The sequence below is a fragment of the Massilia arenae genome (assembly GCF_008014745.1).
GTDB classification, from domain to species: domain Bacteria; phylum Pseudomonadota; class Gammaproteobacteria; order Burkholderiales; family Burkholderiaceae_D; genus Telluria; species Telluria arenae.
In genome coordinates this window covers 119,212-133,332 of sequence record NZ_VPFD01000007.1, presented here as the reverse complement: position 1 = coordinate 133,332, position 14,121 = coordinate 119,212, and the positions used below count along the sequence as shown (strand labels likewise).

Sequence of the window (14,121 nt, the reverse complement as noted above, 5' to 3'; positions counted from 1 at the left end):
CAATGCTGAAGTTCCTGAAGAAGTCCCTGTTCGGCCGGCCGCGGCCACCGCTGGCGCAGCAACTTGCCTCCCTGGCCGACAGCGGCATCGCACCGCTGGATGCTGCGTGCGAAGAACTGGTCTTGCGACGCTGCGCCGGCAACCACCTGCGCCATGAACCCTACATGGCCTTGCTGCTTGAACTGGGAGGCGGCAGTTTGTCCGAGGACGCCGATGGGCCAGACATCCCCCTCAGTCACGATGTCTGGCACTTCGACACCGAATGCATCGTCAGCCATGGCGACTATATCGACATCGCCAGGCGATTCACAGCCTTGTCGAAGGGCGCCCTGGTGCTCACCGACGTGCGCGACCATGTAGACATCGAGGAGGGTGTCGCATGGCTCTCGTTCCGGATCGACGGCAAGGAGGTCCGGTGGGACCTCGCAGTCGAGGATGACTGGGTCGATCCCAACGTGTTTTCACGCTTTGAGCTGCTGCTTGCGCAAACCGGGTCGCAGCGCCGCTACATCTGGTTCGACCTGCAGGGACAGGACTGCCTGGTCGCCTGCGTAAGCGCCGAGCAGCAGGAACGGTTAAAGCTGGTAACCGGCCTGGAGACCCGTCACACACCCCCGGCGTGAACTGACCGCCTGGGCGGCAACGCCGCCCAGGCTACGGTCGATTCCGGCGCGGTTCAGGTGCCGCCGGCCTTCGACTCCTTCGGTGCAGGCAGTGTATGCGTATGCCCTGCATGAATCATCGCCTGATCCGCCCCCTCCTCTGAGTTGGTCATCACCGTCAGCATCTCCACCTCATCGCAGCCTTCCGCCACCAGATAGGCATGCCCCATGCTCGAATCGAAATAGATCGATTGCCCCTCCTTGAGCACCACCGGGTCGTAGAACTCGGTGTGCAGCACCACCGTTCCCTTCATCACATACGAGAACTCCTCGCCCGAGTGATGCACCAGGCTGCCGAATTCATCGAGTGTCTTCGCGCGCAGGCGCGTGATCACCGGGATCATCAGCTTGCGCCTTAGCTCCGCGCACAGGTAGTTGTAGTCGTAGTTCGGCGTCTCGACCCGCACCGCCGATTGCAGGTCGCCCAGGCTGCGGCGCGCGGTGACGGGCGGCTCGGCCTCGGGTTCCTCCGCGAACAGTTCCGACATGCGCATGCCGAGCTTCTGGCTGAGCTGATACAGCTTGTCATAAGTCAGCGTCAGCTGGCCGTGTTCCACCTTCGACAAGGTGGACACCGGGATGCCGCTTTTCACGCTCATTTCCTTCAGCGTCCAGCCCTGGTGGCTGCGCAGGCTGCGAATCAATGCACCGAGTGTTGGGGATTCAGATGTCATAAACCAATTTTTTTATATGTTGACACAGTCTCTGATTAGGAAGATATTTCTCCAATCAGAGAAAAATAACTCGGATCAAGCTTTATTTTATAGGCTGGCCCGGTGGATCGCAAATCAACCGAACGAACAGGGAGAAGGGAGACTCGATGAGATTTCTGAAGATTCTGCTGCTTGGCATGCTGTGCTGGAACGCGGGCGCACTTGCCCAGCAGGCCACGCAAATACCCACCTTGCCGCCGCCGCCGATTACGCCGGGTCCGGTCGCCAAGACTCCTTCCGCCACACCGCAGACGGCCGTCCAAGCCCCCGCTGCCGCCAGCGGACGCACCCTCGACAAGACCGACCTCGATGCCTGGCTCGACGGCTATATGCCGTTCGCCCTCAACACCAGCGACATCCCGGGCGCGGTGATCGTCGTCGTCAAGGACGGCCAGGTCCTGAGCGCGCGTGGCTTCGGCTATGCCGACGTCGACAAGCGCACGCCGGTCGATGGCGAACGTACCCTGTTCCGTCCCGGCTCGGTCTCGAAGCTGGTGACCTGGACCGCCGTCATGCAGATGGTCGAGCAGGGCAAGATCGACCTCGACGCCGACGTCAACACCTACCTCGACTTCAAGATCCCCGAGCGCGCCGGCAAGCCGGTGACGATGCGCGAGATCATGACCCATACGGCCGGTTTCGAAGAGTCGGTGAAATACCTGATCGTCTACGACAAGAACAATGCCAGGCCGCTGGGCGAGCTGCTCAAGTCGCGCATCCCCGAGCGCATCTTCGACGCCGGCACCACGCCGGCCTACTCGAACTACGCCACCTCGCTGGCCGGCTACATCGTCGAGCGCGTGTCCGGCATGCCGTTCAACGACTACGTCGAGAAGCAGATCTTCGCGCCGCTGAACATGCGCACCGCCACCTTCCGCCAGCCCCTGCCGGCCGCATTGGAACCGCTGATGGCCAAGGGCTACAGCAAGCCCGGCAAGCCATCGCTCGGCTTCGAGATCGTCAACTCGGCGCCGGCCGGGTCGCTCTCGGCCAGCGGCCAGGACATGGCCAACTTCATGATCGCGCACCTGGCCGGCGGCGAATTCAACGGCCAGCGCATCCTGTCCGCCGCCACCGCGAAGACCATGCACGACAGCCCGCTCGACAGGATCGGCAAGTCGACGCTGCTGCCGCCGCTCAATCGCATGGAACTGGGCTTCTTCGAGACCAACGTCAACGGCCGCGACGTGATCGCCCACCTGGGCGACACCGAGGGATTCCACAGCTCGCTGCACCTGTACATGGACGACGGCGTGGGCCTGTACCTGTCGGTCAACAGCGGCGGCCGCGCCGGTGCGTCCAACACGCTGCGCAGCGCCGTGTTCCAGGATTTCTCGGACCGCTACTTCCCCACAACCCTCCCTGCCGACGGCCGCGTGCCCGAGGCCGAGGCCAAGCGCCATGCCGAGATGATGACCGGTTCCTGGGAAAGCACGCGCCGCTCCGAATCGAACTTCTTCGCCGTGTTCAATCTGCTCGGCCAGGTGAAGGTCACGCTCGACGACAAAGGTAACCTGGTGGTGCCGGCCCTGCTCGGACCGAATGGCCGCCCGCGCGAATGGGTCGAGATCGCGCCCTTCGTATGGCGCGACAAGAACGGTGAAGACCGCCTCGCGGCCCAACTCGAAAACGGCCAGGTGGTGCGCTGGAGCATGGATTTCATGTCGCCCTTCATGGTGTTCGACCGCGTCCCGGCCGGCAAGGACGGTGCCTGGCTGATCCCGGCCGCCTGCGTCGCCGCCGCGGTGCTGCTGTTCGCCGTGCTGGCCATGCCGGGCGGCTGGATCGTGCGCCGCCGCTACAAGCTGCAGCACACGCTGGCCAAGCCGGCGCGCCAGGCGGCGCTGGCAACGCGTCTTTCGGCGCTGGCCATCCTGGCGGTGCTGGCCGGCTGGGGCGGCGTCGTGACGGCCTTCGAGTCGACCCTGGAAAACGCGACCTCCCCGCTCGACCCGTGGCTGTGGCTCCTGCAGATCGGCGGCCTGCTCGCCTTCGTGGCGGCGCTGGTCTCCGGCGTGCGCAACCTGCAACTGGCCTTTAAAGAACCGGGACGCCTGCGCAAGTTCTGGAGCGTGCTGTACCTCCTGTCCGCGCTGCTGCTGGCCTACGTGGCCCTGCGCGGCGGCCTTCTTTCCATGACGGTGAACTACTGATGGCCCGCCTGACGATCTCGGTCGCGACCGAAAAGCTGCAGCTCCTCAAACCCTTCCGCATCTCGGGTCATGTGTTCGAGGCCTTCGGGGTGGTGGTCGTCACCCTGGGCGACGGCCGCCACCAGGGCCGCGGCGAAGCCTGCGGCGTCTACTACCTTGGCGACAATGCGGCCCATATGCTGGCCGTGCTCGATGGCGCCAGCGCCGCCATCGCCGCCGGCCCCACGCGCGAGGAACTGCGCGCCATCCTGCCGCCGGGCGGCGCGCGCAACGCGGTCGACTGCGCGCTGTGGGAACTGGAAGCGGCGCGCGCCGGCGTGCCGGTGTGGCAGCTGGCCGGCAAGGCGGCGCCCAGGCCCTTGCGCACCACCTTCACGCTCGGCGCCGATACGCCGAAAGCGATGGCGACGACGGCCCTCGATTACGCCCAGGCCCACGCCATCAAGATCAAGCTGACCGGCGAACTCGATCTGGACCTCGAACGCGTGGCGGCGGTGCGCGCCGCGCGGCCCGACGCCTGGCTCGGGGTCGATGGCAACCAGGGCTTCGTCGCCGGCCAGCTCGACGCCCTGATCGCCGGCCTGCAGGCCCAGGATGTGCGCCTGCTCGAACAGCCGCTGGCGCGCGGGCACGAGGCCGAGCTGGAAGGCTTGCGCTCGCCGATCCCGCTGGCGGGCGACGAGAGCATCCTGTCGCTGCGCGACGTCGCCTCCGCCGTCGGCCGCTACGACGTGGTCAACATCAAGCTCGACAAGTGCGGCGGGCTGACCGAAGGCCTGCTGATGGCGCAGGAAGCGCGGCGCCTGGGCCTCGGTGTCATGGTCGGCAATATGGGCGGCTCGAGCCTGTCCATGGGGCCGAGCTTCGTGCTGGGCCAGGAATGCGACATCGTCGACCTGGACGGCCCGATCTTCCTGGCCAACGATCGCCGGCCCGGCGTCGAGTACGTCGATGGCGATGTCTGGTCGGGTCCCGAAGTCTGGGGCGGGCAAGTCCCAATTGCCGGATTCACCTCCCGATGAACACCGGCATGCATGGCGAGGCCACCTGGTTCGGCCATCCGCGCGGGCTGACGGTCCTGTTCCTCACGAATATGTGGGAACAGTTCTCGTACTACGGCATGCGCGCGCTGCTGGTCTACTTCATGACCAAGGAACTGCTGCTGACGCAGACCCAGGCCTCGTTCATCTACGGCGCCTATACGGCGGCCGCCTACTTCACGCCGATCCTGGGCGGGGTGCTGGCCGACCGCTGGCTCGGCAAGCGGCGCGCCATCATCATCGGCGCTTCGATCATGGCGGCCGGGCACTTCATGATGGCCTTCGACGCCTTCTTCTATCTGGCATTGGCCACCATCGCCCTCGGCAACGGCCTGTTCCTGCCGTCGCTGCCAAGCCAGGTCGGCGACCTGTATGCGCGCACCGATGCGCGGCGGGGCTGGGCCTTCAACGTCTATTACGTCGGCATCAATATCGGCGGCTTCCTGGCGCCGCTGATCTGCGGCACGGTCGGCGAGCTGTATGGCTGGCACTACGGCTTCGGCCTGGCCGGCATCGGCATGGTGCTGGGCCTCGTGATCTACGTCGCCGGACAACGCTACCTGCCGCCGGAAACCATGCGCACGCCGGCGCCCTTGCACGACGACGCGACGCGCGCACTGGGCCGCGAGACCGTGCTGGTCCTGGTCGGCATCGGCCTGGCGGTGACGGTGTTCCGCGCCGCCTACGAGCAGGTCGGCAACACGGTCGCGCTGTGGGCCGACAGCGGTGTCGATCGCACCCTGGGCGACTGGAGCATCCCAATGACCTGGTTCCAGTCCCTGAACCCGCTGTTCGTGATGCTGCTCACGCCACCCCTGCTGGCCTACTGGCACCGCCGCACGGCGGCCGGCGTCGACCAGGCGCCGCTGCGGCGCATGGCCTGCGGCGCGCTGATCGTGGCCGGCGCCTACCTGCTGCTGGCGACGGCCGGCTGGCGCGCGGACGGCGCCGCCACCGGCTGGATCTGGCTGGTGCTGTTCTTCCTGGTGCTGACGATCGGCGAGCTGTTCATCCTGCCCACGGGCCTGGGGCTGTTCGCCCGGCTGGCGCCGCGCCACCTGGGCAGCACCACGGTGGCGGCCTGGTTCCTGGTCACCTTCGCCGGCAGCCTGTCGGCCGGCCTGGTGGGAAGCTTGTGGAGCCGCTTCGAACCCGGCGCCTTCTTCGCCCTGCTGGCGGCATTGGCGGCGCTCTCCGCCGGCCTGCTGTGGCGTCTCAACGGTCCGATGCAGCACGCGGACCGGCTGCATGCCGGCGGGGTCACCGCCGGCGCCAACGCTTGATGTCCCTGAAACGATAACGAGAGACAGGAGAGAACCACATGGCATTTCCCACGCCAAGAAAAGTAGCAGGCAGCATCGTCCTGACATCCATGGCGCTCGCGGTATCGGGCGCCTGGGCGGCTGGACAGGAACAACAGCGCCAGCGTGATGACGTCCAGCAGGTGGTGGTGACCGCCCAGAAGCGCGCGCAGACGATGGTCGACGTGCCGCAGTCGATGTCGGTGGTCGGCGGCGACGCGCTGGAAAAACACCAGGCCACCGGCTTCGCCGACTACCTGAAACTGGTGCCGAGCCTGCAGCTGGTGCAGAGCACGCCCGGCGAAGGCCGCCTGGTGCTGCGCGGCCTCGACACCGGCGGCGTGGCTTCCACCGTTGCCGTGTACCTCGACGAGACGCCGTTCGGCTCGAGCAGCGGCCTGGCCAACGGCGCGATCCTGGCCGGCGACTTCGACACCTTCGACCTGGCACGGGTCGAGGTCTTGCGCGGCCCGCAGGGCGCGCTGTATGGTGCCAGCTCGCTGGGCGGCCTGGTGAAGTTCGTGACCAATGCGCCGGACTTCGACGGCTTCGCCATGCGCGCCCGCATCGGCGCCGCCTCGGTCGACGGCGGCGGCGTGTCGTACCGGACAAACCTGGTGGTAAATACGCCGATCAGCGAGACGCTCGCCGCGCGCGCCTCGGTCTCGTACCAGAAGGAGCCCGGCTTCATCGACTCGATCGGCACCGCCGGCTCGGACGTCGCCAAGGACATCAATAAGGCCGAGAACTATGGCGGCCGCGCCTCGCTGCTGTACAAGCCGCACAAGGACTTCGACCTGCGCCTGACGGCGGTCGCGCAGAACATCGCCACCGACGCGCCCAGCATCGTCGAAAGCGATCCGGAGTCGCTCGAGACCTTGTATGGCCGTCCGACCCAGTCGCAATATGTGCCGCAGATGCGCGACATCCACTACCGCGTCTTCAACGGCACCGCCAACTGGAACCTGGGCAGCGCCAGCCTCACCTCCTCGACCAGCTACAGCACCCAGAAGCAATACGCGCGCGAAGACGCCACGACCAATCTGAGCCAGTTCGTCGAGGACAACCTGGGCGTGCCTAACGAGATGTACCTGGGCATGGAACTGGAGGTCAAGAAGTTCACGCAAGAGTTGCGCCTGAGTTCCAACGGCGGCAGCCGGGTCGACTGGCTGGCGGGTCTCTACTACACCGACGAGGAAGCCGACCTGGCCCAGCGCTACCACGCCCTGGTGCCGGGCACGATGACGCCGGCTACCGGCCTGCCGCTGCTGGCCGACGTGGGCCTGGGCTCGAACTACCGCGAGGTCGCCGCCTTCGCCAACACCACCATCCACCTGAATCCGGTGTACGACCTCGATATCGGCGGCCGCTACAGCCATAACAAGCAGGACGCGCACCAGCTAGGCGATGGCGTGCTGACCACCCCGGCCGACAACCGCGCGGAATCGTCGGAAGACGTCTTCACCTATGCCGTCTCGCTCAAGCGCAAGTTCAGCGAACGCACCGCCGTGTACGCGCGCGCCGCCAAGGGATTCCGTCCCGGCGGGCCGAACGTGCTGCCCCCGAACGCCCCACCCGGCACGCCGACCAGCTACGAGTCGGACAGCGTGATGAGCTACGAGGCCGGCCTCAAGACCCAGAGCGACGACGGCCGCTGGTCGCTCGACCTGTCGGCCTTCCACATCAAGTGGAAGGACATCCAGCTGCTGGCGAACGTGAACGGCTTCGGCATCAACGCCAATGGCGCCGGCGCGACCGCCGACGGGGTCGAGATCAGCGCCGGCTGGCGTCCGCTGCAGGGCCTGCGCCTGTCGGCCAACGGCGCCTGGAACAAGGCGCGCCTGGACGACGACACCGACCTGGAACTGGTCGGCGGCTACAAGGGCGACCGTCTGCCGTTCTCGCCAAAGTACACGGCGTCGCTGCTGGCCGACTACCGCTGGACCATCGGCGACACCACCCCGGCCTTCGCCGGCGCCTCGGTACGCCGCATGGCCGGACAACACGCCAGCTTCGACCCCGCCTACCGCGCGGCCAACGGCCGCCAGCGCGAGATCCCATCGTACAACGTGGTCGACGCCTACGCCGGACTTGAACTGGGCAACTGGACCGTCGAGGTATTCGGCAAGAACCTGGGCAATAGCGATGGCAAGCTCTCGACGGCCGAGCTCATGCCGAACGGGATGTTCGCCTATCCAAACGGCGCCCTCGGCACCGGCGTGATCGCGCCGCGCACCGTCGGCTTCACCCTGACCCGGGAGTATTGATGCCTTCAGCACTGGAAAACCGCGCCGTCGGCCGCTGCCTGCTGTTCCTCGGCGACGTCACCGAACCGGGCTTCGCCAAGACCGCCTTCGGCCTGCGCGACTGGGCCGGCGAGCGCTGCGTCGGCGAGCTGCGCCTGCCGCAAGCCACCGTCTCGGCCGGCCTGCCGCAGCTCACTTGCGAACAGGCGGCGGCGCAAGGGGCGAGCGCGCTGGTGATCGGCGTGGCGGCGCCCGGCGGCGGCATCCCTGACGCCTGGGTACCGGCCCTCGCCTCCGCGCTCGACGCCGGCCTGGACGTCGTCTCCGGCATGCATGTGCGCCTCGACGCCCTGCCCGCCCTGCGTGAAGCCGCCGCGCGCAGCGGCCGGCGCCTGGTCGACGTGCGCACGCCACCGGCCGACATCCCGATCGCCACCGGCCTGCCGCGCAGCGGGCGCCGCATCCTGACGGTCGGCACCGACTGCGCGCTGGGCAAGAAGTACACGGCGCTGGCGCTCAGCCGCGGCCTGGCCGCGCGCGGCGCCGACGTGAGTTTCCGCGCCACCGGCCAGACCGGCATCATGATCGCCGGCAGCGGCATGCCGATCGACGCCGTCGTTTCGGACTTCGTGGCCGGCGCCGCCGAGATTCTCAGCCCCGCCGCGGCGCCCGGCCACGTCGACGTGATCGAGGGCCAGGGCTCGCTGTTCCATCCTGCCTTCGCCGGCGTCTCGCTGGGCCTCTTGCACGGCAGCCAGCCCGATATGTTCGTGGTCTGCCACGATCCGCGGCGCGACCACCTGCTCGGCTATCCCGCATCGCCGCTGCCGTCGATCGAGACCGTGATCGAGCAGACCATCGCGCTGGGCCGGGTGACCAATACTGCGATCCGTTGCGTCGGCGTGGCCCTGAACACCGGCGGCATGGATGCACAGGCGGCCGAGGCCGAAATTGCCGCCTATGCCGCGCGCTTGCCGTATCCTGTTGCCGATCCGATGCGCGGCGGCCCCGCCTTCGAACGCCTGCTCGACGCCTGCCAGGAGACACCATGAAGTCCACGCTTTCCCTGCTGCTTGCCCTCGCCTGCGCACCCGCGCTGGCGGCGCCGCCGCTTGACTTCGAAGCCCGCGCCGAGACGCTGCGCCAGCGCATCGGCGTACCGGGCCTGGCGATCGCCATCGTCGAAGACGGCAAGACCACCTTGGCGCGCGGCTTCGGCGTGCGCCAGCTGGGCGCGCCGGCGGCGGTCGATGGCGATACCCTGTTCCCGACCGGGTCCACCGGCAAGGCGATCACGGTGGCGGCGCTGGCTACGCTGGTCGACGATGGAAAAATCAAGTGGGACGACAAGGTGACCGAGCACCTGCCGGGCTTCCAGATGTACGACCCGTGGGTGACGCGCGAGATCACGATCCGCGACCTGCTGACCCACCGCAGCGGCCTTGGCTACGGGGCCGGCGACCTGCTGTTCGTCCCGCGCAGCAAGCTCTCGCGCGCCGAGACCGTGCACCGCGTGCGGTTCCTGGAACCGGCGACGAGCTTTCGCAGCACCTATGCCTATTCGAACCTGATGTATGTGGTGGCCGGCCAGCTGATCGAGCAGGTCAGCGGCAAGACCTGGGAAGAGTACACCCGCGAGCACGTGCTGCGTCCGGCCGGCATGACGGTGTCGACCACCCACAACGAAGACAATTTCGCGACCGCGAACCGCGCCTATCCACACGCCAGGATGAATGGCGGCCTGCGCGGCGCCGGCGACCAGGTGCGGCTCGACGAGCGCGACGACCTGGGACGCAACGCGGCCCCGGCCGGCGGCATCGCCAGCAGCGCCAACGACCTGGCGCGCTGGCTGCACACGCTGCTCGGCGCCGGCGCCACGCCCGAAGGCAAGCGCGTGTTCAGCGCCGCGACCCACGAGCAGATGTGGACGCCATCGATGCCGATGCCCACCGGGCCCATGCCGCCCGAGCTCAAGTTGATCGAATCGAAGCTGTCGAGTTATGGCCTGGGCTGGGACCTGATGGACTATCGCGGCGCGCGCATGATCTGGCACGGCGGCGCGGTGTTCGGCTTCGGCACCGCCGTGGTACTGCTGCCCGAGCAGAACGTGGGCTTCGCCATCGCCATCAACAGCGAGGATGGAGAACTGGTGCGCGGCCTGATGTACGAGCTGGCCGACCACTACCTGGGTAAGCCACAGGCCGACTGGCCGGCGACCTTCCAGGCCTACAAGGCGAAGAAGGTCAAGCAGGGGCTCGAGCTCGTGAAAGCCAAGCAGGCCAAGCCGGTGAAATCGACGCCGTCGCTGCCACCGGCGAGCCTGGTGGGCACCTATGCCGATCCCTGGTACGGCAAGCTCGCCATCACCCAGGACAAGAAGGGCTTGCGGGTCGACTTCACCTCGACCCAGCGCATGGCGGGCCGGCTCGAGCACTGGCAGTACGATACCTGGATCACCCGCTTCGACGATCAGGCGCTGGAACCGGCCTACCTCAGCTTCGCTTTCGACAAGGACGGCAAGGTGGGCGGCATCAAGCTGGCGCCGGTGTCGCCGATCGCCGATTTCAGCTGGGATTATGCGGACCTGAACTTCACCCCGATCAAGACGACCGAATGAAAAAGACCACGACTGCCAGCCTCGCCCTCACCTCCCTGTTCGCGCTCGCCGGCTGCGCCGCATCCGGCGGCGCGCCGCAGGTCGACGACACCCATCGCCGCCTGCTCACGCTCGACGCACACCTCGACACCCCGGTGCACTTCGGCCGCGCGGGCTGGGACTTTGGCGAGCGCCACGATCCCGCCGTGGAAGTGGCCCAGGTCGACCTGGGACGCATGCGCGAGGGCAGCCTCGATGGCGGCTTCTTCGCCATCTTCACCGACCAGGGGCCGTTGACGTCCGAGGGCTATGCGGCGGCGCGCGCCCACGCGCTGGCGCGCTCGCAGCTGATCGACACGACGCTGGCGCGCCATGCCGACCGCATCGGCGTCGTCACCACGGCTGCCGAGGCGCGTCGCCTCGACGCCGTCGGCAAGCTGGTGGCGTTCAAGAGCATCGAGAACAGCTATCCACTGGGCGACGGCGCCGCGGCGATGGCGGCGCTGGCGGACTTCCAGCGCCAGGGCGTGCGCCTGGTCGGCATCGTCCACAGCAAGAACAACCAGTTCGCCGATTCGTCGACCGACAAGCCCACGTGGAACGGCCTGTCGCCGCTGGGGCGTGACTGGGTGCGCGAGATGAACCGGCTGGGCATGGTGATCGACGCCAGCCATGCCTCGGACGCCACGGTCGACCAGATGCTGGCCTTGTCCGCCTCGCCGCTGCTGCTGTCGCACTCGAACTCGCGCACCAGCTACGATCACCCGCGTAATATCGACGACGCGCGCATTCGCAAAATCGCGGCAGGCGGCGGCGCGATCTGCGCCTCCACGATTTATCTCAGCGAACTGAAAATGGGGCCCCAGCGCGCGGCGCTGTTCGACCGGCTCGAACACATCGGCACCCTGGCGCCGGCCGAACAAGCCGCGTTGAGCCGCGAGTGGCTGGCGCTCGATGCGGTCGAACCGTTGTGGCAGACCAGCTTCGAACAATACATCGCCTCGCTCAAGCACCTGATCGCGGTGGCCGGCATCGATCACGTGTGCATGGGCGCCGACTTCGACGGCGGCGGAGGCCTTGCGGGACTGGACAATGTGGCGCACCTGCCGCGCATTACCGAGCGCCTGAAAGCCGATGGCATGTCGGATGCCGATCTGGCGAAGCTGTGGAGCGGCAATCTGTTGCGGGTGCTGGAGACCGCTGAAAAAGGCGCCTCGCTGTAATCAAATGTCGAAAATTTGTTAAAAATCGATTGTAGCCATATATATGATGGCGATATAAATCTATACCGAAATTATATTGAATATAAAATAACTCTAATATGTAAGTGTTATTGACCAGTAACATCCATACATTATTTCGTTTCCCGTTCGCAACATCGAGAGCATAAACCACACTTTTGGGTTTCCCCTGCTTAGCTACAACGTGTACTTTTGACCGGATTAGATAACGCCCTCCCAACGTTAAATCCTGCGATTTGACAAGTCACAAGGCTCTCTCGTCCTCGGAACTGGAAACCATGAAAATCAAAGATCTCAATATCGGCATTCGCCTCGGCGGCGCCTTTGCCGTCATCCTCGCCATGATGGTCGTCATGCTGGGCACCGCCCTCTGGCAGCTGAACCATATCACCACCGCCAAGGAACAGATGGCGTCGGCTACCGAGAAAGCCAAGCTGGCCCAGGAGATGCGTGCCGGCATCATCACCAATGCCGTCAGCACGGTGGCGAAAATCCGGGCTACCGACCCGGCCGACGAGCAGTACTACGAAGAGGGCATGAAGCCGATCAGCAAACGCGCCGGTGAGCTGCAGAAAATCTTCGAAGAAGTGATCGTCAGCGCCGAAGGCAAGGTGCTGCTGGCGGCGCTGGTCGAACAGCGCGCCAAGTACAGCTCGGTGCGCAACCAGGCCTACAAGATGAAGACCGAACTCGGCGCCGGCAATCCGGAACTGGTGGCCTTCCTCGACAGCAAGGTCATGCCCGAGATGCGCACCTATACCGAGGCCGCCGGCAAGCTGGCCGACTTCCAGGAAAATCTGGCCGACGACGCCAATGCCAGCATCGACGCCATCAGCACCTCGGTGCAGCGCACCCTGACCCTGATCGGCATCGCCGCGATCGCCATCGGCGCCCTGTTCGGCTGGCTGCTCACCCGCAGCATCACCCATCCGCTGGCGCGCGCCGTCGGCCTGGCCCAGCAAGTGGCGGCAGGCGACCTGACCGCCGACATCCACGTCGACTCGCGCGACGAACTCGGCACCTTGACCGCCGCGCTCAAGACCATGAACGACAACCTGCTCAAGACTGTCACCGCGGTGCGCGCCGGCACCGAGACCATCGTCACCGCATCGCAGGAAATCGCCTCGGGTAACCTGGACCTGTCGTCGCGTACCGAGCAGCAGGCCAGCTCGCTAGAAGAAACCGCCTCGTCGATGGAAGAACTGACCGGGACCGTGCGCCAGAACGCGGACAACGCGCGCCAGGCCAATGTGCTGGCCAAGAACGCTTCCCAGATCGCCTCGCATGGCGGCGAAGTGGTGTCGCAGGTCGTGTCGACCATGGCCTCGATCAACGAGTCGTCGAAGAAGATCGGCGACATCATCGCCGTCATCGACGGCATCGCGTTCCAGACCAATATCCTGGCGCTCAACGCCGCCGTCGAGGCGGCGCGCGCCGGCGAGCAAGGCCGCGGCTTTGCGGTGGTGGCGAGCGAAGTGCGCAACCTGGCGCAGCGCTCGGCCAGCGCGGCCAAGGAAATCCGCGGCCTGATCACCGACTCGGTGGCCAAGGTCGACGCGGGCGGCCGCCTGGTCGACGAAGCCGGTACGACCATGCAGGAAATCGTGGATGGCATCACGCGCGTGACCGACATCATGTCCGAGATCGCCTCGGCCAGCGCCGAGCAGACCGTCGGCATCGAGCAGGTCAACGAAGCCATCACCCAGATGGACAGCGTGACCCAACAGAATGCCGCGCTGGTCGAAGAAGCGGCGGCGGCAGCCGGCTCGCTGCAGGAGCAGGCAGCCGCGCTGGCGCAGATCGTGAGCGTGTTCAAGGTCGGCGATGAGAATGCGGTCCGCAGCGCGCGGCGCACGCCAACTGGCGGCGCACTGGTCGTGCGCACGCCTGCCTCTCGCCGCGTCGAGCGCACCTCGCAGGTGGAAGTGGAAGAAGACGCGATCGCCTGATCCCGGCCTGTCACACCTGTCGCGGCGGCCCACCAGCTGTGTGGTCGCCGCGCAAACAAACGATATCAATCGCCTACCACCTCATATCGTTCCGCTATTTTTCTGTTCCCTGTCAGCAACAAGCATGGATATTTGTGTACTCCCGGTAGTCCACACCCCGCCATCCATGCTTATCCTTGATATAGAGCAATGAAATCTCACACATTGTCACACCCGTGAC

General features: G+C 66.3%; 10 protein-coding genes. 9 read left to right on the top strand and 1 reads right to left on the bottom strand.

Annotated features, from left to right (window positions below; translation table 11 throughout):
• Positions 1-2: 2 nt before the first annotated feature.
• Positions 3-623, top strand: coding sequence for a hypothetical protein (locus tag FVD38_RS08800; protein ID WP_147934463.1), 621 nt, complete (start codon positions 3-5; stop codon positions 621-623).
• A 53-nt stretch (positions 624-676) separates the two neighbouring features.
• On the opposite strand, the gene FVD38_RS08795 is transcribed toward FVD38_RS08800, so the two are convergent.
• On the bottom strand, positions 677-1,336 hold the full coding sequence (locus FVD38_RS08795) for a helix-turn-helix domain-containing protein (RefSeq protein ID WP_147934462.1): 660 nt from the start codon (positions 1,334-1,336) through the stop codon (positions 677-679).
• Positions 1,337-1,482: 146 nt separating this feature from the next.
• Between FVD38_RS08795 and FVD38_RS08790 the strand changes: the two genes are divergently transcribed.
• The 8 genes from FVD38_RS08790 to FVD38_RS08755 all read left to right on the top strand — a co-directional run bounded on the left by FVD38_RS08790 (position 1,483) and on the right by FVD38_RS08755 (position 13,901).
• Complete coding sequence (locus FVD38_RS08790) at positions 1,483-3,528, top strand: serine hydrolase domain-containing protein (RefSeq protein WP_147934461.1); 2,046 nt, start codon at positions 1,483-1,485, stop codon at positions 3,526-3,528.
• Positions 3,528-4,550 carry a dipeptide epimerase gene (locus FVD38_RS08785; protein ID WP_147934460.1) on the top strand — a complete coding sequence of 341 codons (1,023 nt, stop codon included), beginning with the start codon at positions 3,528-3,530 and terminating at the stop codon, positions 4,548-4,550. The genes FVD38_RS08790 and FVD38_RS08785 overlap by 1 nt, the downstream gene beginning before the upstream one ends.
• Positions 4,547-5,851, top strand: coding sequence for a peptide MFS transporter (locus tag FVD38_RS08780; RefSeq protein WP_222706906.1), 1,305 nt, complete (start codon positions 4,547-4,549; stop codon positions 5,849-5,851). The genes FVD38_RS08785 and FVD38_RS08780 overlap by 4 nt, the downstream gene beginning before the upstream one ends.
• A 38-nt stretch (positions 5,852-5,889) precedes the next feature.
• Positions 5,890-8,136, top strand: coding sequence for a TonB-dependent receptor (locus FVD38_RS08775; RefSeq protein WP_147934459.1), 2,247 nt, complete (start codon positions 5,890-5,892; stop codon positions 8,134-8,136).
• Positions 8,136-9,167: an N-acetyltransferase DgcN family protein gene (locus FVD38_RS08770; protein ID WP_147934458.1), complete on the top strand. Its 1,032-nt coding sequence runs from the start codon at positions 8,136-8,138 to the stop codon at positions 9,165-9,167. The genes FVD38_RS08775 and FVD38_RS08770 overlap by 1 nt, the downstream gene beginning before the upstream one ends.
• A complete protein-coding gene (locus FVD38_RS08765; protein ID WP_147934457.1) occupies positions 9,164-10,732 on the top strand; it encodes a serine hydrolase in 1,569 nt (522 codons plus the stop codon). The genes FVD38_RS08770 and FVD38_RS08765 overlap by 4 nt, the downstream gene beginning before the upstream one ends.
• Positions 10,729-11,934 (top strand): dipeptidase, encoded by a 1,206-nt coding sequence (locus tag FVD38_RS08760; RefSeq protein ID WP_147934456.1) that lies wholly within the window; start codon positions 10,729-10,731, stop codon positions 11,932-11,934. Before FVD38_RS08765 ends, FVD38_RS08760 begins: the two co-directional genes overlap by 4 nt.
• 296 nt (positions 11,935-12,230) lie before the next feature.
• Complete coding sequence (locus FVD38_RS08755) at positions 12,231-13,901, top strand: methyl-accepting chemotaxis protein (RefSeq protein WP_147934455.1); 1,671 nt, start codon at positions 12,231-12,233, stop codon at positions 13,899-13,901.
• Positions 13,902-14,121: the final 220 nt, after the last annotated feature.

Coding starts and splice junctions, on each gene's coding strand:
- FVD38_RS08770 (WP_147934458.1), top strand. CDS start 8,136: ATGCCTTCAGCACTGGAAAACCGCGCCGTCGGCCGCTGCCTGCTGTTC.
- FVD38_RS08785 (WP_147934460.1), top strand. CDS start 3,528: ATGGCCCGCCTGACGATCTCGGTCGCGACCGAAAAGCTGCAGCTCCTC.
- FVD38_RS08795 (WP_147934462.1), bottom strand. CDS start 1,336: ATGACATCTGAATCCCCAACACTCGGTGCATTGATTCGCAGCCTGCGC.
- FVD38_RS08780 (WP_222706906.1), top strand. CDS start 4,547: ATGAACACCGGCATGCATGGCGAGGCCACCTGGTTCGGCCATCCGCGC.
- FVD38_RS08760 (WP_147934456.1), top strand. CDS start 10,729: ATGAAAAAGACCACGACTGCCAGCCTCGCCCTCACCTCCCTGTTCGCG.
- FVD38_RS08765 (WP_147934457.1), top strand. CDS start 9,164: ATGAAGTCCACGCTTTCCCTGCTGCTTGCCCTCGCCTGCGCACCCGCG.
- FVD38_RS08755 (WP_147934455.1), top strand. CDS start 12,231: ATGAAAATCAAAGATCTCAATATCGGCATTCGCCTCGGCGGCGCCTTT.
- FVD38_RS08790 (WP_147934461.1), top strand. CDS start 1,483: ATGAGATTTCTGAAGATTCTGCTGCTTGGCATGCTGTGCTGGAACGCG.
- FVD38_RS08800 (WP_147934463.1), top strand. CDS start 3: ATGCTGAAGTTCCTGAAGAAGTCCCTGTTCGGCCGGCCGCGGCCACCG.
- FVD38_RS08775 (WP_147934459.1), top strand. CDS start 5,890: ATGGCATTTCCCACGCCAAGAAAAGTAGCAGGCAGCATCGTCCTGACA.